Annotated in this window: 22 protein-coding genes; all 22 read right to left on the bottom strand. The window is 59.5% G+C overall.

The window, feature by feature from the left end; all coding sequences use genetic code 11:
* Positions 1 to 6 precede the first annotated feature (6 nt).
* Positions 7 to 939 (bottom strand): ABC transporter permease, encoded by a 933-nt coding sequence (locus A6764_RS13410; protein ID WP_065066254.1) that lies wholly within the window; start codon positions 937 to 939, stop codon positions 7 to 9.
* A gap of 262 nt (positions 940 to 1,201) precedes the next feature.
* Positions 1,202 to 2,842, bottom strand: coding sequence for a peptide ABC transporter substrate-binding protein (locus tag A6764_RS13415; protein WP_065066253.1), 1,641 nt, complete (start codon positions 2,840 to 2,842; stop codon positions 1,202 to 1,204).
* 120 nt (positions 2,843 to 2,962) lie between these two features.
* Positions 2,963 to 3,433: an Lrp/AsnC family transcriptional regulator gene (locus tag A6764_RS13420; RefSeq protein WP_029099523.1), complete on the bottom strand. Its 471-nt coding sequence runs from the start codon at positions 3,431 to 3,433 to the stop codon at positions 2,963 to 2,965.
* Between the two features lie 383 nt (positions 3,434 to 3,816).
* Positions 3,817 to 5,121, bottom strand: a complete 1,305-nt coding sequence (locus tag A6764_RS13425; protein ID WP_044898944.1) for a pyrimidine-nucleoside phosphorylase — start codon at positions 5,119 to 5,121, stop codon at positions 3,817 to 3,819.
* Between the two features lie 35 nt (positions 5,122 to 5,156).
* On the bottom strand, positions 5,157 to 5,966 hold the full coding sequence (locus tag A6764_RS13430) for a purine-nucleoside phosphorylase (protein ID WP_065066251.1): 810 nt from the start codon (positions 5,964 to 5,966) through the stop codon (positions 5,157 to 5,159).
* Between the two features lie 36 nt (positions 5,967 to 6,002).
* The gene (gene deoB / locus A6764_RS13435) at positions 6,003 to 7,178 is read right to left on the bottom strand and encodes a phosphopentomutase (protein WP_065066250.1); all 1,176 of its coding nucleotides are present in this window, start codon (positions 7,176 to 7,178) and stop codon (positions 6,003 to 6,005) included.
* A 70-nt stretch (positions 7,179 to 7,248) separates the two neighbouring features.
* A complete protein-coding gene (gene xerD / locus A6764_RS13440) occupies positions 7,249 to 8,136 on the bottom strand; it encodes a site-specific tyrosine recombinase XerD (protein ID WP_065066249.1) in 888 nt (295 codons plus the stop codon).
* An 87-nt stretch (positions 8,137 to 8,223) separates the two neighbouring features.
* Entirely contained in the window at positions 8,224 to 8,463 is a 240-nt protein-coding gene (locus A6764_RS13445; RefSeq protein WP_029099518.1) for a YqzK family protein, read from the bottom strand.
* Positions 8,464 to 8,532: 69 nt separating this feature from the next.
* Positions 8,533 to 9,663, bottom strand: a complete 1,131-nt coding sequence (gene ald / locus A6764_RS13450; RefSeq protein WP_029099517.1) for an alanine dehydrogenase — start codon at positions 9,661 to 9,663, stop codon at positions 8,533 to 8,535.
* A gap of 116 nt (positions 9,664 to 9,779) precedes the next feature.
* Entirely contained in the window at positions 9,780 to 10,244 is a 465-nt protein-coding gene (locus A6764_RS13455) for a ferric iron uptake transcriptional regulator (RefSeq protein ID WP_035289716.1), read from the bottom strand.
* A 94-nt stretch (positions 10,245 to 10,338) separates the two neighbouring features.
* On the bottom strand, positions 10,339 to 10,965 hold the full coding sequence (spoIIM, locus tag A6764_RS13460) for a stage II sporulation protein M (RefSeq protein ID WP_035297905.1): 627 nt from the start codon (positions 10,963 to 10,965) through the stop codon (positions 10,339 to 10,341).
* 57 nt (positions 10,966 to 11,022) lie between these two features.
* Positions 11,023 to 12,222: an endonuclease Q family protein gene (locus A6764_RS13465; RefSeq protein ID WP_044898947.1), complete on the bottom strand. Its 1,200-nt coding sequence runs from the start codon at positions 12,220 to 12,222 to the stop codon at positions 11,023 to 11,025.
* Entirely contained in the window at positions 12,209 to 12,766 is a 558-nt protein-coding gene (locus A6764_RS13470) for an NUDIX domain-containing protein (protein WP_083989703.1), read from the bottom strand. The genes A6764_RS13465 and A6764_RS13470 overlap by 14 nt, the downstream gene beginning before the upstream one ends.
* A 166-nt stretch (positions 12,767 to 12,932) precedes the next feature.
* On the bottom strand, positions 12,933 to 14,120 hold the full coding sequence (locus tag A6764_RS13475) for a DUF3866 family protein (protein WP_065066247.1): 1,188 nt from the start codon (positions 14,118 to 14,120) through the stop codon (positions 12,933 to 12,935).
* Between the two features lie 207 nt (positions 14,121 to 14,327).
* Positions 14,328 to 15,443 (bottom strand): M20/M25/M40 family metallo-hydrolase, encoded by a 1,116-nt coding sequence (locus tag A6764_RS13480; RefSeq protein ID WP_065066246.1) that lies wholly within the window; start codon positions 15,441 to 15,443, stop codon positions 14,328 to 14,330.
* A gap of 297 nt (positions 15,444 to 15,740) precedes the next feature.
* On the bottom strand, positions 15,741 to 17,297 hold the full coding sequence (locus A6764_RS13485; protein ID WP_065066245.1) for an acyl-CoA carboxylase subunit beta: 1,557 nt from the start codon (positions 17,295 to 17,297) through the stop codon (positions 15,741 to 15,743).
* Positions 17,290 to 18,141 (bottom strand): methylmalonyl-CoA epimerase, encoded by an 852-nt coding sequence (gene mce, locus A6764_RS13490; protein ID WP_035289710.1) that lies wholly within the window; start codon positions 18,139 to 18,141, stop codon positions 17,290 to 17,292. The genes A6764_RS13485 and mce overlap by 8 nt, the downstream gene beginning before the upstream one ends.
* Positions 18,142 to 18,185: 44 nt before the next feature.
* Entirely contained in the window at positions 18,186 to 19,838 is a 1,653-nt protein-coding gene (locus tag A6764_RS13495) for an acyl-CoA mutase large subunit family protein (RefSeq protein ID WP_065066244.1), read from the bottom strand.
* Positions 19,839 to 20,155: 317 nt separating this feature from the next.
* On the bottom strand, positions 20,156 to 22,297 hold the full coding sequence (locus A6764_RS13500; protein ID WP_065066243.1) for a copper amine oxidase N-terminal domain-containing protein: 2,142 nt from the start codon (positions 22,295 to 22,297) through the stop codon (positions 20,156 to 20,158).
* A 234-nt stretch (positions 22,298 to 22,531) separates the two neighbouring features.
* Positions 22,532 to 23,893: a dihydrolipoamide acetyltransferase family protein gene (locus tag A6764_RS13505; RefSeq protein WP_264622252.1), complete on the bottom strand. Its 1,362-nt coding sequence runs from the start codon at positions 23,891 to 23,893 to the stop codon at positions 22,532 to 22,534.
* 33 nt (positions 23,894 to 23,926) lie between these two features.
* The gene (locus A6764_RS13510) at positions 23,927 to 24,910 is read right to left on the bottom strand and encodes an alpha-ketoacid dehydrogenase subunit beta (protein ID WP_035297912.1); all 984 of its coding nucleotides are present in this window, start codon (positions 24,908 to 24,910) and stop codon (positions 23,927 to 23,929) included.
* A gap of 12 nt (positions 24,911 to 24,922) precedes the next feature.
* Positions 24,923 to 25,915 carry a thiamine pyrophosphate-dependent dehydrogenase E1 component subunit alpha gene (locus A6764_RS13515; protein WP_035297914.1) on the bottom strand — a complete coding sequence of 331 codons (993 nt, stop codon included), beginning with the start codon at positions 25,913 to 25,915 and terminating at the stop codon, positions 24,923 to 24,925.
* Positions 25,916 to 25,923 lie beyond the last annotated feature (8 nt).

Here is a 25,923-nt window from a genome sequence, read left to right on the forward strand (position 1 = left end):
GAATCATTACTCCCTTCCTGTGTCACTCAGCTTGATCCGAGGGTCAACCAGGGTGTACGCGATGTCTACGAGCAGAACCGCCGCGACGAGAATAATCGAGTAGAACACCGTCGTCCCCATGATGACGGTGTAGTCGCGGTTCGTGATGGAGAGAACGAACTCGCGTCCCAGTCCGGGGACCCCGAAAATGCGCTCGATGACAAACGCACCCGTCAAAATGTTGGCAACAAGCGGACCCAGGTAGGTAATGACAGGCAGGAGAGCGTTGCGAATCGCGTGCTTCACGGTAATCGTAAACGTATTGAGGCCTTTCGCTTTGGCCGTCTTGATGTAGTCCTGGCTCAACACTTCCAGCATGTTGGAACGGGTCAGACGGGCGATAAACGCCATCGGCATCGCAGACAGCGCGAGAGAAGGCAGGATGGTGTATTCAAACCCTTCCCACTTCGCAATAGGAAACCAGCCCCATTTAATTGCAAAGAAATATTGGTAAAATGATGCAAGGATAAAGCCGGGAACAGACAATCCGAGCACGGCGATCACCATGGCGGTATAGTCCTGCCATTTGTTGTGTTTCAACGCCGCGATGACCCCCAGCGTAATGCCTCCGAAGACAGCCAGCAGCAGCGCTTGCACACCCAGGTGTGCCGACACGGGGAAGCCGCGGTTGATCATGTCATTGACCGTAGAGGATTTTTCCGTGAAAGACGGTCCCAAATCCCAGGTGATGATGCCCTTCAAGTAATCGAGATACTGCTCGTGCAGCGGCAGGTTCAGCTTGTATTTGGCCTCCAGCGCGGCACGAATTTCGTCCGGAACGTTTTTTTCCGACGTGAACGGACCGCCCGGCACCGCCTTCATGATGAAGAAGGTGGCCGTTACGATCAGGAAAAGCGAGAGAAGCATGAAAAAGATACGCTTGCCAAGATAACGGATCAAAAAACTTACCCCCTTGCAGATTGTTTGTTGCTTTCACGACCCATCTTTGCACTGCGTTCGCGCGGAATGCAGTGCAAAAATCGGCTGTGCAAATACCCCTTTGGTTCGATCTCTTGCACCCATCTTCTCTCTCTATCGGCCTGCTGCCGTCTGTCTCTTTGGAACCGGCCCGCAAAAGATAAGGTATATGGGGTTCCATATACCTTATCCCTGCAGAACCGGTTTCCGTCTGGCAACCGCTCAGGCGGCGGGGAAATCGCGCTTACTCAATGTACGCCCATTTCCAGTCGACTCCGCCCAGACCATCGATCACGACGCCTTTGACATCGTCGTCCTTCACCCAGGAAAGGGTGTAGAAATAGATCGGAATGATGGGCATTTCGTCCATCAGGATCGCTTCCGCTTCGGCGAGGGTCTTCAAGCGCTGCTCTCCGGACTCCTTCGCGGATCGGTTCAGCAGCTCCTTGAACTTCGGGTTTTCCCAACGGGTGTCGTTGTTGCCGCCATCCTTCTCTTTGTACAGCTCCAGGAAGTTGATCGGGTCGTTGAAGTCACCCAGCCAGCCCATGCGGCCAATCTGGAATTTCCCTTCGTGGAGGTCTTCCAGGTACACCTTCCACTCCTTGTTTTCCAGCTTCACGTCTACGCCGAGATTTTTCTTCCACTGGTCCTGAATCGCCTGGGCGATCTTTTGATGCCCCTCGTGCGTGTTGTAGGACAGGGTAATCGTCGGCAGCTTGGAAATGCCCAGCTCCTGCATGCCTTCGGCCAACAGCTTTTTCGCCGTTTCCACGTCGTTGTCCTTGAAATAGCCGTCCTTGTTCAGCGCCATCGACGGCGGCACGGCGCCCATGGCGGGGAGCTGGCCGGCCTGCAGGATGTTGTCGATCAGGGACTGGCGGTCGATCGCGTAGGCAAATGCCTTGCGGATCTTCACGTTGTTGAACGGCGGTTTCTCGGTGTTAAACTTGTACCAGTACGTGCCCGCGATCGGCTGGGTCGTCATCTTGCCGGAGTCTTTCAGCGCCGGGATGGCATCCGTCGGCAGGGAACTCATCGGTGCGCCGGCCCAGTCGAGCTCGCCGTTTTCAAACATGGACAGCTCGGTGGTCTCGTCTTCCACCATGGAGAACTCGATGCGGTCCAGTTTTACGTTGTCCTTGTCCCAGTAATTGTCGTTTTTCACGAGCACCATCTTGCTCTTGTGCTCCCACGACTCCATCTTGAACGGGCCATTGCCCACGTGGGTGCTCGCTTCGTTCGCCCACTTCGGATTCGCTTCGACCACTTTTTTATTGACCGGATAATACGTTCTGAAGGTGGTCAATTCAAGGAAAAACGGAGTCGGGTTTTCCAGTTTCACTTCCAGTGTCTTGTCGTCCAGCGCTTTCACGCCGACGTCTTCCGCTTTGGCTTTCCCCTTGTTGTAGGCTTCGCCGTTTTTCACGTAGTAGAGCTGATACGCGTAGTTGGACGCGGTTTTCGGATCGAGCGCGCGCTTCCACGCGTATTCGAAGTCATGTGCCGTTACCGGATCGCCGTTGCTCCACTTGCTGTCGCGCAGGTGGAACGTGTACGTCAGACCGTCTTCGGAAATGTCAATTTTTTCCGCTACGGACGGCTCCGGCGTTTTGCCGTCCTTGCCAATCCGGGTCAGGCCGTCGAACGTCGCCTGAATGATCGCACCGGACGTCGTGTCTTCCGCAATGCCCGGGTCAGCCGTCGGCGGCTCGGAATGCAGGTTCAGTCTCAGAAGCTGCGGTTTCTTCTCTGCGTTTGCGGCAGGCTGCTGACCGGCAGGCGCGTTTTGGTCGCCCGTGGATGCTTGCTGTCCGCCGCAACCGGCCAAGGCCGCACCGAGAACGGCTATGGAGCTGACAAGTGCAAAAATGCTCTTTTTCAACGCAATAACCCCCAATACACAGTTCTTTTTTGTCTGTTTCTTTTTTTGTCTTTTTTCAGAAAATTCAAAAACGACGAATGGACAAGTGCGGCAAATGACTTCGGCTGGCATCAACTCCTTTCACTGGATCGGCACTTCGTCGTCACGAACGAAAGAGAAGGAATCCTTGTACTGCTTCAGTTCCAGCGACACGTCGGCCGCGGCGATTCCTTCAATTTGCGAGAGGCGCTCGTTGACGAAGGTTATGAGTTCATCGTTATTATGGAAACACGCTTGAATGATCAAGTCGTGCTTGCCGCTGAACGCACCCACGAACCGCACCTCGGGAAACTTGCTCAGCTCCTCGGCCACGCTGTTTTGCGACCCCAGCTTGGTGGTCAGTCCGATAATGGCCTGAACGTGCAGACCCAGCTTTTCCGGATCGGGGTGAATGACGAACTGGAACACGCCATCTTGCAACAGGCGGGTGATGCGCGAACGGATGGTGCCCTCGCTCAAGCCAAGTTGATGAGCAATTTCGGTATAGGGTCGTCTTCCGTCTTCCTGGAGGATCTGCAGGATCTGTTTATCAACATGGTCCAGCTTTCTCATAAATACGATTTTTGTAGAACCTCCATCAGTTTTTTACGAAATTCGAAAAAATCGTTAACATTTTGCCTGTCACCTTAAAAATATACGCAATTGTTAATGGTGTCAACGAAATTTGACAAGTAGAATTATAAAAAATTATAAACTCATTCCTAACAATAAATAATTTTTTATATTTTTGCGCAAGGCTCTTTTCTTCCATTGAACCGCAATTCAGTTGATTAATCAATAAAAATTTATCGAGAATCGCACATTTCAATCCGAATCGCAGAAAAACCGCAACCGCTCTTCACTCTCCGCCGTTCTCGCTCTATGCAAACAGGGCGTGCGGCATCGACCGCACCCCCTGTTCCGCCGAACGGGTCGGCTCCAAGCATGTTCCCTTTTTATTCCACAATCTTGTAAATGAGCGGCTGTTCCGGCGGCTGCTCGCTGCTGTACGCAAACGCTTCGTCCATTTCCTGCAGGGCATTTTGCAGCAGGCGCTCGTCGTTGGCGTGCAGGGTGGCCAGCGGTTCGCCGGCGCGCACCTGATCCCCCCGCTTTTTGTGCAGCACGATGCCGACGGCCAGGTCAATCGGCATCTCCTTGGTCAAGCGGCCCGCTCCCAGCACGACGGAGGCGTGTCCGACCGTCTCGGCGTCGATCCCGGCCAGATAGCCGTCCTGTTTCGCCGTGACCTGTGCGGTCAATCCCGCTTTGGGCAGGCGGTCCGGTTCGTACACGTCGCGCTTGTCGCCGCCCTGTGCCTGTACCATTTGCGCCAGTTTATCCACGGCTTTGCCGCTGGCGATGATCTCCTCCAGACGGCCGCGCCCTTCGTCCACGGACGATGCCAGCCCGCCCAGCATGAGCATGCGCGCCCCGATCGCCAACGCCAATTCCGTCAAGTCCTTGGGACCGTTTCCGGCGAGCGTCTCGATCGCCTCTTTCACTTCCAGCGCGTTGCCCACGGCAAAGCCCAGCGGCTGGTTCATGTCGCTGATGACGGCCACCGTCCTGCGCCCCACCTGGCTGCCGATGTCCACCATCGCGCGGGCGAGCGTCTCCGCCTCTTCCAGCGTCTTCATGAACGCGCCTTTGCCCACTTTTACATCGAGCAGGATGGCATCCGCCCCCGCCGCGATTTTTTTGGACATGATCGAGCTGGCGATCAGCGGCACCGCTTCCACCGTGGCGGTTACGTCACGCAGGGCGTACAGCTTTTTGTCGGCGGGAGTCAGGTTGCCCGACTGACCGATGACGGCCACGCCGATGTCCCGCACCTGCTGGAGGAACTGCTCGCGGGTGCGTTCCACCTGAAACCCGGCAAACGACTCCAGCTTGTCGATTGTTCCGCCCGAGTGCCCCAGGCCGCGGCCGGACATTTTGGCCACGGGAATGCCGGCGGCCGCCACCAGCGGCGCCACGACCAGCGTCGTCTTGTCGCCCACGCCGCCGGTGCTGTGTTTGTCCACTTTCACTCCCGGGATGGACGTCAGGTCCAACTGCTCCCCGGATTCAGCCATCGCCATGGTCAAATCGCCGGTCTCGCGCGGCGTCATGCCGCGGAAGAGCACGGCCATGGCCCAGGCGGACATTTGGTAGTCGGGAATGCTTCCATTCGTATAGCCGTCGACGAGAAACCGAATCTCCTCCGTGCTCAGCTCCTTGCCGTCCCGTTTCTTCGCAATGATATCCACCATGCGCATGCTGCTTCACCTCAACCTGTTGTACTGCTGTCTGCCTACAATTTCGCCACAATCCCGTTCACGAGTGACAGGAACTGGGCCTTCACCCGTTCGGTCGTCTCCATTACTTCATCGTGGGAAAGCGGCTGTTCCAAAATGCCGGCCGCCATGTTGCTGATGCAGGAAATGCCGAGCACGTTCATCCCCATGTGCCGGGCCGCGATCACCTCCGGCACGGTCGACATGCCGACGGCGTCTCCTCCGAGAATCCGCAGCATGCGGATCTCCGCCGGCGTCTCGTAGCTCGGCCCCAGCAGCCCGACGTAGACCCCTTCCTGCAGCTCGATGCCCAGCTCCGCCGCCACCTCTTTGGCCACTGCGCGAAGCGATTTGGAATAGGCCTCCGACATGTCGGGGAAACGGGGGCCGAGCGTGTCGTCGTTGGGGCCGATCAAAGGGTTGCGGAACGTCATGTTGATGTGGTCGCGAATCAGCATCAGGTTGCCCGGCTTGTAGCTCTCGTTGATCCCGCCGGCGGCGTTGGTGACGATGATCGTCTCCACGCCGAGCTGTTTCATGACGCGGATCGGGAACACCACCGCGTCCAGTCCGTGACCTTCGTAATAATGGAAGCGCCCCTGCATGGCCACGACCTGCTTGCCCTGCAGGCTGCCGATGACAAGCTGTCCTTTGTGTCCGACCACCGTGGAGACGGTAAAGCCGGGAATCTCGTGGTACGGGATGACGACCGGATTTTCGATCTCGTCCGCCAGTACGCCCAGACCGGAGCCGAGCACCAGGCCGATCGACGGTTTTTCCGTCAGTTTCGGTTGGATGTAGGCAACTGCCTCCTGTACGCTGCTCATCGTGTTTTCCCCTCTCAATCCAATTCTTTCATCCGTTTACAGTCTGGCCAAAAAGCTTTCCCCGATCTCGGGCGCCTTGACGCCAAAGTTTTCGGCAATCGTGGCGCCGACGTCGGCAAACGTGCCGCGAACGCCCAAATCGCTTCCCTGGACGATGCCCTTGTGGTAGACCAGAAGCGGCACGTATTCGCGGGTGTGGTCCGTGCCGTGGTGAACCGGGTCGTTGCCGTGATCGGCGGTGATGATCAACAGGTCGCCGTCGCCAAGCGCGCCGAGAAGCTCTGGAATGCGGGCGTCAAACTCCATCAGCGCCCGGCCGTAGCCTTCGGGATCGCGGCGGTGGCCAAACTTGGCGTCAAAGTCGACCAGGTTGACAAAGCTCAAGCCGGTAAACTCCTCGTTCATCGTTTTCAGCAGCTGGTCCACGCCGTCCATGTTGTCCTTGGTCCGGATGGAGCGGGTGATGCCCTCGTCGGCGTAAATGTCGCTGATTTTGCCGATCGCAATCGACGTCAACCCCGCTTCCACAAGCCGGTTCATGACCGTCGGCGCAAACGGCTTGACGGAGTAATCATGCCGGTTGGCCGTGCGCACAAACGCCCCCGGCTTGCCGACGAACGGACGGGCGATGACGCGGGTGACGGCAAATTCGTCCCGCAGCGTCAGCTCGCGGGCGATCTGGCAGATCCGGTACAGCTCTTCCAGCGGCACCACTTCTTCGTGCGCCGCCACCTGGAACACGCTGTCGGCCGAGGTATAGACGATCACGTCGCCGGTCCGCATGTGCTCCTCGCCCAGTTCCTCAATGATCTCGGTGCCGGACGCCACCTTGTTGCCCAGCACCTTGCGCCCGATCCGCTGCTCAAATTCGCGGATCAGCTCGGCGGGAAAGCCGTTCGGATAGGTGCGAAACGGCGTAGACACGTGCAGGCCCATGATCTCCCAGTGTCCCGTCGTCGTGTCCTTGCCGATGGAGATCTCTTTCATTTTCCCCCAGTGCGCCTTGGGAGCCTCCGCTGCCGGGACGTTCCGCAGCGGGGCGATATTGCCCAGGCCGAGCGCCTGCAGATGGGGCACGGCAAAGCCGTCGACGTGTTCGGCGATATGGCCCAGCGTATGGGCGCCTTCGTCGTTGAAGCGGGCCGCATCCGGCAGCTCCCCGATTCCGACGCTGTCCATCACAATTAAAAAGACTCGAGAAAAACGTGGCATGTGAACCGCCTCCTGCAACAATCATCCAAGTGTTCAGTCGTCAGACGTCTGACGAGGAAAAAAAGAGAGACTATGCTCTCGGGTGGGTTTTGGCGTAAATGTCCTTGATGCGCGAACGGGTCACATGGGTGTAGATCTGCGTCGTGGAGATGTCCGCGTGACCCAGCATTTCCTGAACCGACCGGAGATCCGCGCCGTTTTCCAACAGGTGCGTGGCAAACGAGTGGCGCAGCGTGTGCGGCGTGATTTCCGTCCGGATGTTGGCCTTCTGCGCGTAGCGCTTGATGATCTTCCAGAACCCCTGCCGGGTGATCTGCTTGCCCAGATGGTTGAGAAACAGGGCGGTCTCGCCCGGCTCCTTCAACAGCTTCGGCCGCCCCGCCTGCAGGTAGTGGCGAACCATTTGAATGGCGACGGAGCCGAGCGGGATGATCCGCTCTTTGGACCCCTTGCCCATGCATTTGACGAATCCCATCTCCAGGTTGACGTCGCTCACATCCAGGTTGACCAGTTCGGAGACGCGGATGCCGGTCGCGTAAAGCAGTTCCAGCATCGCTTTGTCGCGCAGCCCCGCCGGGGAGTTGACCGGCGGGCTGTCGAGAAGCCGTTCCACTTCTTCGACCGAGAGCACCTTGGGCAGGCGCTTTTCGATTTTGGGGGTCTCCAGATGGATGGACGGGTCCTTGTCTATGTATTTGTCGCGGACGAGGAATTGATAAAAGGCCCGGATGGACGCCAGGTTGCGGGACAGGGTGGCCGTGGCCCGCCCCTTTTCCTGCAGGGTCATCAGATAGCCGATAATCTGGCTCCGCGTGGAGTCCTCGATACGGTTCACCCCCTGCTCCTGCAGGTAAGCCGTATAGGCAACCATATCCCGCTGATACGATTCGAGCGTATTGGGCGACAGCCCCTTTTCCACAGCAAGGAAATGGATGAATTGATCGATCAGCATGTCCATGAAGCTGTTCCCCTTCAGGTAAGTGTCTTGTTATGCTTTCCACGCGGAGCGGAAAAGTCCTCTTTTTTCCCGCGAAAAAGGTGACCGTTACTCTCCCGTCAGGTAAAACAACTGCAGCCGGGCCAGGTACCCGTCCCAATCTTCGGACCCCTGGGCATTGATCAGCTTCACCACTTTGACGGCATTGCCGTGCGGTTCGCGGTAGGGATCGCCTGGCATGAACCTGTCGGACAGCAGGCTGATGATCCCGTAGGACAACAGCGTGCAGGTAACGAATAGGAGGAAAAACCGGAGTATCTCCATCAGCCGCCGAAACGGAAATCGCATCGATGACAATCCTCCCCGCTTCCGTGTTACCTCCAGTATATGCGCCTGTCCCCCGCTCCATTCTGAACGCTACACCGGCAGGTCGTGCAGCGCGTCATCCAGCGGCACATACGGCAGATTCAGCGATGTGGCCACCGCTTCGTACACCACGTGGCCGTTCAGCACGTTGACACCGCGGGCGAGCGCCCGGTTTTGCGCGATGGCGGCGCGATACCCTTTGTTCGCCAACTGCAGGCCGTAGGGTATTGTAACATTGCTCAGGGCGATTGTCGACGTGCGCGGCACCGCTCCCGGCATGTTGGCCACCGCGTAGTGGACGACGCCGTGTTTGACGTATGTCGGTTCACTGTGCGTGGTAATCCGGTCCACCGTCTCGATCGAGCCCCCCTGATCGATCGCCACGTCGACGATGACCGATCCGGGAGACATCGACTTGACCATCTCCTCCGTCACCAGCTTGGGCGCCCGCGATCCGGGGATCAGGACGGCCCCGATCAGGAGGTCGGCTTCCTTCACTGCCTGCGCGATGTTGTACTGGTTGGACATCAGCGTCCGCAGCCGTCCCTGGAACAGATCGTCCAGTTCGCGCAGCCGGTTGGCGTTGATGTCGAGAATCGTCACCTGCGCCCCCAGGCCGACCGCCATTTTGGCTGCATTGGTCCCGACGATGCCGCCGCCGACGATGACCACGTTGGCCGGCGTGACACCGGGGACGCCCCCCAGCAGGACCCCCTTGCCTCCGTGCGGCTTTTCCAGGAACTGCGCGCCGATCTGCACCGACATGCGGCCGGCCACCTCGCTCATCGGCATCAACAGCGGCAGGGAACCGTCATCGGTCTGGATCGTCTCGTAGGCGATCGCCACCACTTTCTTGGCGCAAAGCTGCTCGGTCAGCTCCCGCTCCGGCGCCAGATGCAGATAGGTAAACAAGATCAGGTTTTCGCGAAAGAACCCATATTCGGCGGGCAGCGGTTCTTTCACCTTGCAGATCATTTCCGCCTGCTGCCATACCTCCTTGGCGCTGCCGAGGATCTCCGCGCCGGCCGCGGAAAAGTCTTCGTCGGAAAAACCGGAACCGGTCCCCGCCTGCGTCTCGACCAGCACGCGATGGCCCGCCTGTTTGTATGCGCTCACTCCGGCGGGGGTCAGCCCCACGCGGTTTTCGTTGTCCTTGATTTCCTTTGGCACCCCGATGATCATCACTCATTCGCCTCCTGTGGCTCGCGTTGCGCTTTCCTTATCATGCCACCGGACGTCCCGCTCCATAACCCGGCGCGGGAAAAAAAGAAAAACTTCTCCGTCACAGAGAAGTTTTTCTATTTGAAGTCCTCCACATTCACCTTGTCAATGCAGCGATGGCAAATGCCGTAGAAGGTGAGCCGATGGTCGGTAATATAAAAGTTGTAAACATTCTTGACCTTTTCCTCTGCGGAGACAAGCAGGTCTTCAAAGATCTCATCCACCGTGCCGCAGTTCAGGCAGATCAGGTGGTGGTGGTGGTACTCGGCGTTGTCGTCGCGCAGATCGTAGCGGGCCACCCCGTCGCCGAAGTTCATCTTGTGAATGATCTTCAGCTCGCTCAACAGTTCCAGGGTCCGATACACCGTGGCGAGACCGATTTCCGGGGCTTTTTCCTTGACCAAGAGGTAGACGTCTTCCGCACTCAGGTGATCTTCCTCGTTTTCCAGTAAAACGCGAACAGTGGCTTCACGTTGTGGCGTCAGTTTATAGTTCTGGGAATGTAGTTGCTGCTTGATCTTCTCTAACTTTTCTTCCAACATAAGTGCCCCTCCCCGCTCGCATGAAACCTGCTCCTATTATAGTAGAGGGGTGTTCCAGAAGTCAAATGCATACGTTATTAGATGAGAATTATTCTTAATTAAGCACCATCTGCATCAACCTGGGGGAAACGAACGTCTCGAACAGCGCCGCCACCGTCAGGACGGCCAGCATGGCGACGACCAGCACGGTGTAGCCGACGAAGTGGGGCAGAATCACGTCCCGTTTGCTCAGGAGCCGCGTCTTGATCAGCCGCAGGGAAAACGAGATGCCGCTCACCCCGACGATAAAGAGGGCCGGCACCACCAGCAGATTTTGCGGCAGCACGCCCGCCAGCGCCAGCGTCACGCCGTGCCACTGAAGCTGATTCACCAGAAAGCCGACCGTAAATCCGACGACCACCCCTTTGAGAAACAGCAGCAGAAGGATCATCGGCAGGCCGATGATGGACAGCCCCAGCACCCACAGGATCCCCACCGTTTTCGCGTAGTGGCCGAACGCCTGCTGGAAGTGGGCCGTCGGCTCGGGAATGCCCTGGCTGCCGAGATTGTTGAAAAAGTACTGCAGAAAGCCGAACAGCTCCTGCCTCTGGGAAAGCGGCAAGGAATTGACGATCACGGCTCCAAAAATAATGCCCATCGCAAACAGTACGATCGTGAACCAGTAAAGCGACTGATGGTCTTTCGCATATGCCTGGATTGTTTGTCCGACTCTTGCCCGCACGCCGGTTCCCCTCCCGCAACGCTGATTACTGTACAGCTTATGCGGAAACCCGGGCGCCTATGCCTTGCCCGCCGTCACGATCCTGCCGTACGTGCCGGCTCCTCCGGCCTTGACGTTCAGCCGTCCTTCCCTGGCCTGGACGATCAGGTCCGCAATCCGCTCGCCGACGACGCCGGCCAACTCCTCCCTGCCGACCCGGTGAAGAATGTTCATCTCCGTCCCAAACGCGCGGTACAGCCTGTCCCGCAGCCTGGGGCCGACTCCGGGGATAAACTCCAGCGGCACCTGCTCCACGTACGGTGGACGAAACGGCGGATGGACGCCGGGCGGACAATCAGCCAACTGTTCGATCCGGTCAAAGACACCCCGGACCACCCGTTTGAAGCCGCACTGCGGACAGCGGCCAACGGCGTCCGCCGGAAGCGTCGACTGGCACGATTGGCACGCGGTCTGATGGTATTTCCCCAACTGCGGATGAAGACCGTAGTTGACCGCGACGCCTCTCCCCGCTTCCCTGCGCAGGGCCCGTTTCCACTCCCGAAACGAGCGTTCGCCCATGGCGATCGCCTGGTACTCGCGGCCGATTTTCGCCAGCGAATGGGCGTCGGAATTGGTCAGGAACGTCTTGTCATGCAGTTCCGTCAACCGGTCGGCCATGTCCGTATTGGCGCTGAGCCCCAGTTCGACGGCGGGGATCAGCGAGGGATCCGCCACCTCCGCGAGCGAATCGGTGCAGCTTCCGTACAAGCCTTTGTGCGGCGTGAAAATATGGGCCGGAACCAGCACGCCGCCCCCTTCGGCGACCCTCTCCTGCAGTTCCCGCAGTGTGGCGCCGATCCGCTGGGAGCTGAGATGGACGTTTTTGCAGCGGCGGGAGAGCCAGTCGGTGAAGAGCCGCATGTCCCCCACGCTCGGCAGGTAACAGAGGAAATGGGCCTCTCCCCGTCCCGGTTCCTTAATCTCCACCTCGCATCCGAGAATCAGCAGGGTCTGCTTGTACTGAACGCCGCCGTCCCTGTGCTCTTCCGCCGCTCCCTTTTCCAGCAGGCCGATCAGCTCCTCCTGCACCTCCGGGGCGTGAGCGTCGATGATCCCGATGACGTCCATGCCTTTCCGCTCGGACGCTTCTTCCAGAATCCGCGTCAGGGTCATCTGCCGGGACGCGGTGATTTTGACCGGTTTGCCGCTGTTCGTTCCGCCGATGTGGATGTGCATGTCACAGAAGTAGCGCGGCAGGCGGCTGTCAACCCCGTTCATGCAGCACCCGATTCTCCCAGGCAAACAGTGCCGCGACGGTCTTGGCGTCGCAAATCTCTCCCGTGCGATGCAGTTCTTTCGCCTCTTCCAGCGTCAGCTCCAGCACCTCGACAAACTCGTCCTCGTCGGGTCGGCTTTCCCCTTTTGTCAAGCCGGTGGCCACATAGAGGTGCATGATTTCGTCGGCAAACCCCGGTGAGGTGTAGAACGAGCTGAGGTGGTCGTACTTGGCGGCCTGATACCCCGTCTCTTCTTCCAGTTCGCGCTTGGCGCAGGCAAGCGGCTCTTCTCCTGGCTCCAGCTTGCCTGCCGGAATCTCCACGATGGTCCGCTCCAGCGGTTTGCGGAACTGGCGCACGGCCACCATCCTGCCGTCCGTCGTCAGCGGCAGAACCGCCACCGCTCCCTGGTGGTTGACAATTTCCCGCTTTGCCGTCTTGCCGTTGGGCAGCAGCACCTCATCCACCTTTACCTTGATAATCCGTCCGTCGTAAATCGGCTGGCTGCTGATGGTCTTTTCGTAAAAACGGTCTTGATCGCTCACGCTCATCATCCTTTTTCGCAGGGTCTGGTTCTAAACGCGTCCGGCTGCCTCATAAGTTGGGAGCAAGACGCTTGTCCACCCTTATTGTATCGGAGGCGTACAGGGATGAAAACCTATGTAAGCGAAAAGCAGCTGCGCATGGTCGGCAAAGTGTGGGAAATCCGCGCTACACTCCGCTCCTGGTCAAAAAAAGAGCTAACGCTGCAAGAGTATCTGGCCCGACGCAGCGGTGTTTCCCGCCGCTAGCACACCCGGCCAAAAAGGGAGCGCTCCGCACCGCGAGGTCCCCGGCCAGAACAGCCGCCTGAAACGGGGCCGGATCTTCCCGCCAGTGCCTGCCCATGGTGACAAACGACAGGCCAAAGGTCCGCTCCAACCGCTCCAGATGCCCATGATCCGGTGCCGGGCCGCTCACGGGCACGTGGCTGCCGCCGCGGATCAGATCGGCCGTTTGGCTGCGCACAATGTCGTCGCGCCCGTCGCCAAATGCGGGCACCACCAAAAGCACCGGCCGCAGCGCAAATCGGCCAAGGACGGTCCGCGAGTGATGGCTGACGCCAAAGTGGCGTTCGCGGGGATCGGCAAAGCTGAGACGGGGGATGAAAAAGGGGACGCCTCCCAAAAGGGAAACGGCGTGAATCACCTCCGCCAACTGCATGCCCGAAAAGCCCAGCGGCGTTCCTGTTCCGGTCACACCCGGGCCGAGAAAGCACAGGATCACGTCCGCCCGTTCCACATGCCGGGCCGCCAAGAGGCCGTTGTGGATTGTCACGGTTTCCCGGTCGCCGCCCCAGGCGTGTCCCGTGGTGACGGTTGCCGCCAGCACGCCTGCCGACTTCAGGCGCGCCACCTGTCGGCTCAGGGCGATCGGCAGCGAAGCGGCGTCCGGCATCACGTACACCAGGCGTTTTTCCGGTGCCGCCCATGCGACCGCCGCTGCGGCTGCCGGAAGCAGGCTGTGCAGTTCACCGATCAGCACAGGTGTTCCCTCCAGCGAAAGCGACTCATCCCGGAACCGTTCGTGATACGGGCTGTCCTGCTCTTCCACCGTATCGACGGCGAGCTGCGAGGGCGCATAGCGCATTTTCATCACGTGTCCCCATGCCCCTGGGGACAGATCCGTTTCGACGGTTCTCCCCGTTTTCCCCATGACGATGTGGAACCCGCCCGTTCCCAGTTGAAGCCGAACGGCGGTCGTGTTCACCAGAACCTCGTCGCCCGCGGCGAACTCCTCGTCGAAAAACGAGACGGCCGGCTCGGCGAGGCCGCTGTCGTGCAGGCGCACTTCCAGGATCTGCACGCCCGGCCGCTTCTCCCGTACCTCTGTCACCATCCCCACTGCCACGCGAAGCATGTCACTCCCCTCCTCCCCTTCTTTGTTTCAGGGGTCTTCTCATGTTCAGTCTATGTTCGGCATGGCTTGTCCCAATCGTCGAGATGTTCCCGGGATGAGCGTCCTTTCGCGTAAGCGGCATGGCCACCCTTTCCCTTGCACCGCTCGCACGCGCACAAAAAATGGCCGGGACCCCTGTCAGGTATCCCGGCCCGCACACCGCGCTCCTTATTCCAGCACTTCGGCGATGATCGCCAGCACCAGTTCCGCTGCCTTGTTCAGTTCCGCAATCGGCATGCGCTCGTTTTTCGTATGGATTTCTTCGTACCCAATGCCGAAGTTGACGCTCGGAATGCCGAATCCGTTGAAAATGTTGCCGTCGCTGCCGCCGCCGCTGGCAATCAGCTCCGGTTCGCGGCCGATGCGCTTCACGGCGGCGATCGCCTTTTGCACCACCGGGGTCTCTTCGCTGTATTTGTAGCCGTGATACATGAAGATCACGTCGTTTTCGCAGCGTGCCCCCATTTCCGCCGCCGCTTCTTCAAAGGCGGTGGTCATCTTTTTCACCTGCGCCTCCAGCTTGTCCATCACCAGGCTGCGCGCCTCGGACCAGACTTCCACGTAGTCGGTCACGATGTTGTACGCCTTGCCGCCTTCAAAGCGGCCTACATTGGCGGTCGTGTCCGCGTCGATGCGGCCGAGCGGCATGCGGGAGATGGCCTTGCTGGCGACGGTGATGGCGCTGATGCCGTCCTCCGGATTGACGCCGGCGTGTGCGGCCTTGCCGTAGATTTTCGTCACAATCCGATACTGACCCGCTCCGGCGACGGTGATCTTGCCCACCGGTCCCTCGGAATCCAGGATAAAGCCCATTTCCGCCTTCAGCAGGCTGGCGTCCATGGCGCGGGAACCGACGAGGCCGGACTCTTCGCCCACCGTGAGCACGACCTGGATCGTCGGATGCGGCAAATTTTGCTCCTTCAGCGTGCGCATCGCTTCAAAAATCGCGGCGATGCCGGCCTTGTCGTCAGCGCCGAGAATGGTGGTCCCGTCGGAATAGACGTAACCGTCGCGCACCTGCGGTTTGATGCCGCTGCCCGGCACGACCGTGTCCATGTGGCTGCTGAACAGAATGGTCGGCCCTGGGGCGGTGCCCTCCAGCGTCGCGATCAGGTTGTTGGCGCCGTGGCCTGTTTTGGCAGCCGCGTCGTCTTCCTGCACCGTAAAGCCCAGGTCCGTCAATTTTTCCTTCAGCACCTTGGCAATGGCCGCCTCATGTTTGGTCTCGCTGTCGATTTGGACGAGCTCCAGAAACTCGTTCAGCAATCGTTCCTGGTTGATCACACCCGATTCCTCCCTGAAAGATGGCCTGCCGCTTCGCGATGATTGCTCCGCAGCCGGCAGGGCCCAGATTTTTGCGGGAACCCCGGTCCGCCGCACCACCGATGCGGCCGTGTCCTGGCTTTTCTCCTCATGCCGCACGCTGCTGCCGCTCGGGCCGGGAGGATTCACATTCCTTGCCAATTACCCACATGTACCAGTATACCGCAAAAAATTTTTTTCTACCATGCATTCCCGCAAACCGTCCGGCCGACTGCCTGAACATTCAAAAGTACGGGACTCTTCCGCCAAACAAACGGATCACAGCGGGATGTTTCCGTGTTTCTTGGCGGGCCGCTGCTCCTGTTTGTTCTTCAGCATCTCCAGCGACAGCTTCAGGTACTTGCGCGTCTCCCGCGGATCGATCACGTCGTCCACCATGCCGTGCTCCGCCGCGACGTACGGATTGGCAAATTTCTCGCGGTATTCGGCGATCTTCGCCTGCCGTGTGGCGGCCGGATCGTCGCTTTGCTCGATGTCCCGGGCGAAGATGACGTTGGCCGCCCCCTCCGGGCCCATCACGGCAATCTCCGCGTTCGGCCAGGCGTAGACCACATCTGCACCGATCGCCTTGGAGTTGAGCGCGACGTACGCTCCTCCGTACGCCTTGCGCGTGATGACGCTGATCTTCGGCACGGTCGCTTCCGAATAGGCGTACAGGATTTTCGCCCCGTGGCGGATGATTCCGCCGTGCTCCTGATTGATGCCCGGGAAAAAGCCGGTGACGTCCACAAACGTGATCAGCGGCACGTTAAACGCGTCGCAGGTGCGGATAAACCGGGCCAGCTTGTCCGAGGAATCGATGTCCAACCCGCCGGCCATCACTTTGGGCTGGTTGGCGATCAACCCCACGCTTTGTCCGTTGATGCGGCCGAAGCCGACCACAATGTTGCGGGCAAAATTGGGCTGCACCTCCAGAAAATCGCCGTGGTCCACCACTTTCTCCAGCACTTTTTTCACGTCGTACACTTTCGTTCCGGCCACGGGTACCAACTCGATCAGCTCTTCCAGCCAGTCGCCCGGGTCCCCCTCGTACGGGAGGCGCGGGGGTTCCTCGCGGTAGTTTTGCGGAAGAAAGGCGAGCAGGCGGCGCACCTGTTGCAGCACGTCCTCTTCCGTCTCCGCCGTGAAATGGGCGTTGCCGCTGATGGCGGAATGCACCGAGGCGCCGCCCAGGTCTTCGCTGGAGATTTTTTCGCCGGTGACCGTCTCGATCACCTTGGGGCCGGTGATGAACATCTGCGACGTCTTCTCCACCATAAAGACGTAGTCGGTAATGGCCGGCGAATACACCGCCCCGCCCGCGCACGGACCGAGAATCACGGAGATTTGCGGGACAACCCCGGAATAAATGGAATTGCGGTAAAAAATATGGCCGTACCCGTCCAGGGAGACGACCCCTTCCTGGATCCGCGCGCCGCCGGAGTCGTTCAGGCCGATGATCGGGGCGCCGTTTTTCGCCGCCAAATCCATGATGTTGGCGATCTTTCTGGCGTGCATTTCTCCCAGGGCTCCGCCAAAGACGGTGAAGTCCTGGGCAAACACGTACACCAGGCGTCCGTTGATCCTGCCGTAACCGGTGACCACGCCTTCGCCTGGCGCCTCCAGCTTGTCCATGCCGAAGTGGGTGGCCCGGTGTTTGACGAACGGCTGCAGTTCCACGAAACTGTCCGGATCGAGCAGGATGTCAAGCCGTTCCCTGGCCGTCAGTTTGCCCCGGTTGTGCTGGGCGGCGATTTTTTCGTCGCCGCCGCCCATCTCCACCTTCCGCTTCCGTTCGTACATGTCGTCTATTTTTTCGTACATCGCTTCATTCATGTGCCGCTTCCTCCTTGCTCTCGGATGCTGCCGGACCCTGACACAGTTCGTACAGGACGCCATGCGCCCCCTTGGGGTGCAGGAAAGCAATCTGCGCACCGTGGGCACCCGGCTTGGCCGTTTCATGGATCAGCGGAACGCCGTTTTCGCGCAGGCGGAGCAAGCGCTCGTTCACATCGTCCACGTCGAGGGCAATGTGATGAATGCCTTCTCCCCGCTTTTCGATGAAACGGGCGATCGGGCTGTCCGGACCGCTCGGCTCCAGGAGCTCGATGCGGCTCTCGCCGATCCCCAAAAACGCCACTCGCACCTGTTCCGAAGCCACCTCTTCCGTCCCCAGCAGCGGCAGCCCCAACTGCTCCGTGTAGAACGGCAGGGCATCCTCCAGGCTTTTGACGGCGATGCCGATGTGGGCGATTTTGTTGGGAGCGGGCTGCAGGCTCATCCGTTTGCGCTTTACCTGGGAGCGGATGAAATCGGCTGTCACCCGCGTCGGCGTCCCCGGAGTAAAGACCTCGGCGATCCCCTGCGATTTCAGATAGGGAATGTCCTCCTGCGGAATGACCCCGCCGCCGATGACGAGTATGTCGTCCGCCCCCTGTTCCCTGAGCAGGCGCACCACTTCCGGAAACAGCTCGTTGTGGGCGCCCGACAGACACGACAGGCCGATGACGTCCACGTCCTCCTGTATGGCGGCGCTGACAATCTGCGCGGGCGTTTGCCGCAGCCCGGTATAGACCACTTCCATGCCCTCGTCCCGCAGCGCTTGCGCGACCACCAAAGCGCCGCGGTCATGGCCGTCCAGCCCCGGTTTGGCTACCAGTACGCGAATGGTTCGTTCCATGTTGATCCCCCTTGTTCACTGTGAATCCTTGACAGCGGCTGTTCCTACACGGCGCGGTACTCGCCGAACACCTCGCGCAGCACGCCGCAGATTTCGCCGATGGTGGCGTAGCTTCGGACACACTCCAAAATCAGCGGCATGAGGTTTTCCGTCCCCTCCGCGCCTGCCCGCAGCCGATTGAGCGTTTGCTCGACAATGAGATTGTCACGACGCGCCCGCAGCGCATCCAGGCGCTCCTTTTGTTTGCGGCCCAAGGCCGGATCGACGCGGAGCAGCTCGGGCTGCGGCTCGTTTTCCAGTTGAAAGCAGTTCATGCCGACCACTTTTTCTTCGCCCGATTCGATCTTCCGCTGCGTTTCATAGGCCTGCTTTTGAATTTCTCGCTGCATGTAGCCCGCTTCCACGGCGGCCACCGCCCCGCCCATCTGTTCGATTTTTTCCAGATATTCCAGCGCTCTGGACTCGATCTGGTCGGTCAGGTACTCGACGTAGTACGAACCGGCCAGGGGATCGACGGTGTCGGTCACGCCGCTCTCAAACGCGATGATTTGCTGCGTCCGCAGCGCAATCCGCGCCGATTCCTCCGTCGGCAGGGCGAGCGCCTCGTCGCGCGAGTTGGTGTGCAGGCTTTGCGTGCCGCCCAGCACCGCGGCCAGGGCCTGTATGGTCACGCGCACGATGTTGTTGTCCGGCTGCTGCGCGGTCAGCGTCGAACCGCCCGTCTGGGTGTGGACGCGGAACTGCCAGGACTTCGGATTCTTGGCCCCGTAGCGCTCCCGCATCAGGCGCGCCCACATCCGGCGTGCCGCGCGGAACTTCGCGATCTCTTCAAAGAAGTGATTGTGCCCGTTGAAGAAAAACGACAACTGCGGCGCAAACTGATCGATGTCCAATCCGGCCCGCAGCGCCGCTTCCACGTAGGCCATGCCGTCCGCGAGGGTAAAGGCGACTTCCTGCACGGCGGTGGACCCGGCCTCCCGAATGTGGTAGCCGCTGATGGAAATGGTGTTCCACTTGGGCACGTGTTTGGCGCAGTAGGCAAAGATGTCGGTGATCAGCCGCATCGACGGCTTCGGCGGAAAGATGTACGTGCCTCGCGCGATGTACTCCTTGAGAATGTCGTTTTGAATCGTGCCCGACAGCTTTTCCGACGGCACCCCCTGCTTTTCCGCCACGGCGATGTACATCGCCAGCAGCACGGAAGCGGGCGCGTTGATCGTCATCGACGTGCTGACCTTGTCGAGCGGAATTCCCGCCAGCAGGGTCTCCATGTCCTCCAGCGAATCGATCGCGACCCCCACCTTGCCCACCTCGCCAGCCGCCATCGGATCGTCGGAGTCGTACCCGATCTGGGTCGGCAGGTCAAAGGCCACGCTGAGCCCGGTTTGTCCCTGTTCCAGCAGATAACGAAAGCGCTTGTTGGTCTCCTCCGCCGAACCGAATCCGGCGTATTGGCGCATCGTCCACAGACGGCCGCGGTACATGTTGGGCTGAACGCCGCGGGTATAGGGATATTCGCCCGGGAACCCAATTTTTTCCATGTAAGCGTCATCAATCGGATCCGGCACGTACAGCGGATCTATCTCAATATCCGACGAGGTGGCAAAGCGCTGTTTGCGCTCCGGCGTCTTTGCCAGACGCGCGGCCAGCTCCTGTTGCCACTTCCGGTACAGTTCGGTACAATCTTTTGTAGTCACCGGTCAACCCCCGTTTCCTGTGTAATTGGCAAGGAGGAAGGAAAGGCTCCCCCTTCCAATTCTAGCACAGCGAAGTACACAATAACGCGACAATTTCCACTTTTCGTGAAGTAATTTTTGCAAGGCCCGGTTCAGGAGGTAGTTACGATGAGGAATCAGTCCCTGTTTGCCAAAGTGTTGGTAATCGTGCTGGTGATTTCGCTGGTCGTCCCGATGTTTTTCTACTTTCAGCCGTAGACAGGCAGGCGGCATCCAGCCCCGTACAACGGAAAACCCCCTTCCGCATTGGAAGGGGGTTTTTCATGCGCCGCTGGGGATTAGCGGTAGACGTACACGCTGGACGTTTTGGCATCCCAGCCCACTTTGTAGCCGAGCGAATCCGTCACGAAACGGATCGGGATCATCGGCATGTTGTTTTTCAGCACGACAGGCGCGGGCAGGGTTACTTCCTTGCCGCCGACACGGGCTGTCTTGGCGCCAACCGTGAGTTTGATCTGGTTCGTGCCGCTGACAATCGTTACGGTATTGTTGTTCCAGATGGTGGTCAGCGCCAGCGCTTCTTTAAAGAACTGCGCCGGAACCATTGTCGTGCTGCCGTTGGCCAGGTATGGCGCCGCCTGCAGCGGGTAGCTCTTGCCGTGCAGCGTGAACGACGGCGTGTTCAGTTTAAACAGCGCCGCGTTTGCCGGAACGGTCACCGCAGGCTGCGGTTGCGGCTGCGGCTGCGGCGTTGCCGGGTTTTGCGCCGGTGCCGGCATGCCTACGCCGACGGCACGGGCAAACAGCAGGCCTTTTTCCTCAGACGTAAACACGCTGATGCTGTACGCGTTTTTCACCGACGGGTTAATGATGTTGGCGCCTGCGCCGATCACGACATTGGCTGCGCCGCCAGCCGGAATGTCCTGCGCCGGATAGACCAGCACATTTTGACCGCGAACGGCGACGAAGTTGGCAGCGACGCCATTTACCGTCACGTTCGCCGGAGCGATGTAGGCAGGTACGCGGTAGCCGGCCGGGAACACGATCTCGATGAAGTCGCGCTGCTTGTACAGCGGCATCGTCACGCCCTTGATCGCGATGTTGACGCCGGTCGGTTTGCCCACGGCCGTGTTGGTCAGCGTGATGGTGGACGTGCTGTTGTTGACCTGGGCAGGCGTGCCCGCTGCCGGAGCCGGGTTCGGTGTCGGCGTCGGTGCCGGCGTGACCGACGTACCCGAGATGGTGAAAGGTTTGGACGTGATCGTTTTGCCGTCCACCGTCATCTTCAACTGGTAGCTTCCCGCCGTTTTCGGATTGGTCAGCCAGGCATCGTACGAGATGTCCACCTTGACTTTGCTGGAAGAGGTGAAGCTGTACGGCGTGGTCAGGTAGATTTTGTTGCCGGACGGCGCCACCTTGCGCGGTGTTTTGCCGTTAATGGAAAAGTCGGACGGATTGAGATAGCCCGGGACCATGTCGGCGGACGGGAATTCGATGATTACGTCGCTGTCGGAATTCAGCTTCTTGCTGCCAAAGTCGGCTTCAAACGTATAGCTGGAACGCGCTCCCACACCGGAGTCGGACAGGGTAATACTGAAGTCCCCCGAACCGCTGGTCGAACTGGAGCTGGAACGTTTGATTTCAAATTTTTCCGATTTGTATGTAGTGCCATCCCATTTGACTTCGATAACGTAGTCGTCGTCTGCATCGGGATTCTCAATTCCCGCAGCTTCATAGAACGTGATGGTCAATGATTTGCTGCCGGCGGCTTTGGACGGCACCTTGAGTTCCACTTTCTTGCCGGAAATTCTGACGTCGTCGGGTTCATACTCGTTGATGTCCACATCGTCCGTGCTAATTTTGCTCGGCAGCATGTCTTCATCCGGGAAGTAGACGGTGACCCAATCGCCTTTGGTTAGTTTGTCCTTCAACTTGATCGGGCCCAATTCGTATTTGGCCGTGTCACCTTCTGTCGTGCGGTTGATGGACACGTCAAATTCGCTGCTCTTGCCCGAACTTGAGCTGTCGTCGTAGATGTCGACCTCGTAGTCTTCCCAGGTTTCCCTGGACGTTTTCACGGAGACGATGTAGGTATCCTCGTCATCCGGGTTGGTGATGCCGCTGTCGATGTCGATGGAGATATCCTCTCCCGCATCCACGGCTTCGTCAACGGTGATCTCGATCGTTCTGCCGGAGACTGCGACTTTCTTAATATCCACATTGGCATCGATATCGTCTTCATCAATGTCGGAATCGATGTCAAAGTCCTTGTCAAACCTGATGTAGATGATGTCGCCCTTCTTCAAGTCTTTTTCCAGCGTGAACTCGATCGTATACGCGCTTTCTTCGCCAGCCGTATCGTCCTCAGGGTCAACGTACAGGTCGTCGATTGCATATGCGGATGGCGGGGTCACCATCAGCGGCGTGGATACAAGCGCAGTAGCCAACACGATTGGAAGTGTCTTCTTGCTCTTCTCCATGTTCGTCCTCCCATGCTTCTCGTAATCTTTCACACTCTCTTTTTGTCGAACCGCTATCAGTTTACCATAAATACGAAACAGAGGGAATCTGTTCATCGGAAAATGGTAAACCCAACCGGTTCATTATGGTATGACGACGGAAGCAGGCAAAAGGTTACAAAATGGTTACACAAAAATTCAGCAAACATGAGAAAGGCCAGATTCCTGTGGGAATCTGGCCTTGTGTCGCGTTGGCTAGTACAGTTTGGTGTCCGGGCCGATGGCCTCCAGCTTCTGCTTGACGCTTTGCAGGAAGCGGCCGCAGACGAGGCCGTCCAGCACGCGGTGGTCCAGCGAGAGGCAAAGGTTCACCATCGAACGGATGGCGATCATGTCGTCGATCACCACCGGCCGTTTGACGATCGCCTCCACGCTGAGAATGGCCGCCTGCGGGGCGTTGATGATCGGCATGGACAGAACGGAGCCGAACGAGCCGGTGTTGTTCACCGTGAATGTGCCGCCTGTCATGTCTTCCACCGTCAGTTTGCCGGCGCGCGTGCGGGCCGCCAGATCCTCGATCGATTTGGCGATGCCGAGAATCGACTTTTGGTCCGCGTCCTTGATCACGGGCACGAACAGCGCCTCCTCCGTCGCCACGGCGATGGAGATGTTGATGTTTTTCCTGACGATGATCTTGTCGCCCGCCCAGGTGGAGTTGAGCATCGGGTATTCCTTGAGCGCTTCCACCACGGCCTTGATGAAAAACGGCAGGAAGGTGAGGTTTACCCCTTCCTTGCGCTTGAACTCCTCTTTGACCTGATTGCGGAAGTTGACCAGGTTGGTCACGTCCACTTCCACCATCGTCCAAGCGTGAGGGGCTTCGTGTTTGCTCTGCACCATCCGGTTGGCAATCGTCCTGCGCACGGGCGTCACCGGGATGATCTGATCACCCGCCGCCACCGGGATGTCAAAGGCGCTCGCGCCTGCCGACGCCGCAGCGGAGGCGGCCGGCGCAGCGGGCTGGGCGGACGGAGTGCTTACCGCCGAAGCTTCCATAGGCCGCTGGGCAGGTGCCGCCGCTGCCGGGGTCTCGGCCGCTGCCGGCGGCTGGCCGCCCGCGTCGATGATCGCCTGCACGTCTTTGCGCGTCACCCGTCCGCCCAGTCCGGTTCCGTTGACGCGGGACAGGTCGATCCCGTGTTCCTGCGCCAATCGCAGCACCGCCGGCGAATAGCGCTGCTTGCCGCCCTGCCGTTCGGCGGCCGCTGCCGGTTGGGACGGGGCTTTCGGCGTCGCGCTGACGGGCTTGGCCGGAGCTGCGGGCGCTGCTGCCGCGACGGGCTCCGCTGCCGCCGGGGCCTGCGGCTCAGCCGCGACGCCCTCCTCTTCGATGTACAGGATCAGCGTCCCCACTGCCACCGTCTCTCCCTCGGGCACGACGATCTCCGTTACCCGACCGGAGACGGTGGACGGCACTTCCGCATTTACCTTGTCCGTGGTCACTTCGGCCAACGGATCGTATTTCTTGACCACATCTCCCACCTTCACCAGCCATTTGGTGATGGTGCCTTCGGTCACGCTTTCGCCAAGCTGGGGCATTAGCACTTTTGTTGCCATGTCCACGGTCCTCCTATCGCCTTATTGAACCCCTTAAAAATGCGCCAGTTCCCGCATCGCTTCCAGCACTTTGTCCGGGTTGAGCATGAAAAACTTCTCCATCGGCGGACTGTACGGCATGGCCGGAACGTCAGGGCCGCACAGGCGCTTGATCGGCGCATCCAGGTCAAACAGACATTGTTCGGCGATCACGGCAGCCACTTCCGCGCCGACGCCGCCTTCCTTGTTGTCTTCGTGGACGATCAGCACCTTGCCCGTCTTGGCGGCCGCTTCCGCAATCGCTTCCTTGTCCAGCGGATACAGCGTGCGCAGATCCAGCACATGGGCGCTGATGCCTTCTTCGGCCAGCTTTTCCGCCGCCTGCAGGCAGAAGTGGAGCGTCAGCCCGTACGAAATCACCGTGATGTCCGTCCCTTCCCGCTTGACGTCCGCCTTGCCGATCGGCAGGACGTAATCCTCCTCGGGCACTTCCCCTTTGATCAGGCGGTAGCAGCGCTTGTGCTCGAAAAAGAGGACGGGGTCGTCGTCGCGGATGGCCGCTTTCAGCAGGCCTTTGGCGTCGTACGGCGTGGACGGCGCCACCACTTTCAGGCCGGGCACGTTGGTAAACAGCGCTTCCACGGACTGGGAGTGGTACAGCGCTCCGTGCACGCCGCCGCCAAATGGGGCGCGGATCGTGATCGGGCAGTACCAGTCGCCGTTGGACCGGTAGCGCATTTTCGCCGCTTCGCTGACGATCTGGTTGACGGCCGGCATGATGAAGTCGGCGAACTGGATCTCGGCGATCGGGCGCATGCCGTACGCCGCGGCCCCGATCCCCACGCCGACGATGGCCGATTCCGCCAGAGGCGTGTCGATGACGCGCTCTTCGCCAAACTCTTCGATCAGACCGACGGTGGCGCGAAACACGCCGCCGCGCACGCCGACGTCCTCTCCGAGAATGAACACGTTGGGATCGCGCCTCATTTCCTCGCGCATCGCCATGGTAATCGCATCAATAAACGAAATGACTGCCATCTGGATACCCCCTTATTCCCCGTACACGTGCGTGAGCGTCGATTCCGGCGCCGGATAAGGCGCGTTTTCCGCGTACTCCGTCGCCTCGTCCACTTCCATCTGCACGCGGGCCAGCAAGTCCTGCTCCTTGTTCTCATCCATCAGGCCCACCTCTTTCAGGTATTGGCCGAACAGCAGGATCGGGTCTTTTTTCTTCGCTTCTTCCACTTCTTCACGCGTCCGGTAGGTGCGGTCGTCGTCGTCGCTGGAGTGGGGGACGAGGCGGTACATGACCGCTTCGATCAGCGTCGGACCTCCGCCGGAGCGGGCCCGCTCCACCGCTTCCTTCATCACCCGGTACACTTCAATCGGGTCGTTGCCGTCCACGCTGACGCCCGGAAAGCCGTATCCGATCGCGCGGTCCGCCACGCTTTCGCAGGCGAGCTGTTTTTTCAACGGCACAGAGATGGCGTACTTGTTGTTCTCGCAGAAGAAGATGACGGGCAGCTTGTGAACGCCGGCAAAGTTGGCCCCTTCGTGGAAGTCCCCCTGGTTGCTGGAGCCTTCGCCGAACGACGTGTAGACGACGAAGTCCTTTTTCTGCATTTTGCCGGCCAGCGCGATGCCCACTGCGTGCGGCACCTGCGTCGTCACCGGGCTGGATCCGGTCAGGATGTTCCACTTCTTACCGCCGAAGTGACCGGGCATCTGCCGGCCGCCGCTGTTCGGGTCTTCCGCCTTGGCGAACGCCGACAGCATGCAGTCGCGCGCCGTCTGTCCAAAGACCAGCACCACGCCGAGGTCGCGGTAATACGGGCAGAGGTAGTCCTTTCCCTTCTGCAGGGCAAAGGCCGCTCCCACCTGCGCCGCTTCCTGCCCCTGGCAGGAAATGACGAACGGCACCTTGCCCGCCCGGTTCAGCAGCCATTGGCGCTCGTCAATCTTGCGCGCCAGGAGCATGTAATAGTACATGTCCAGCACCTGCGCGTCCGTCAAGCCCACTTGTTCATGACGCTTGGTTGTCATCGTCGGAT

The sequence above is a fragment of the Brevibacillus sp. WF146 genome, from assembly GCF_001673705.2.
Lineage (GTDB): Bacteria > Bacillota > Bacilli > Brevibacillales > Brevibacillaceae > Brevibacillus > Brevibacillus thermoruber.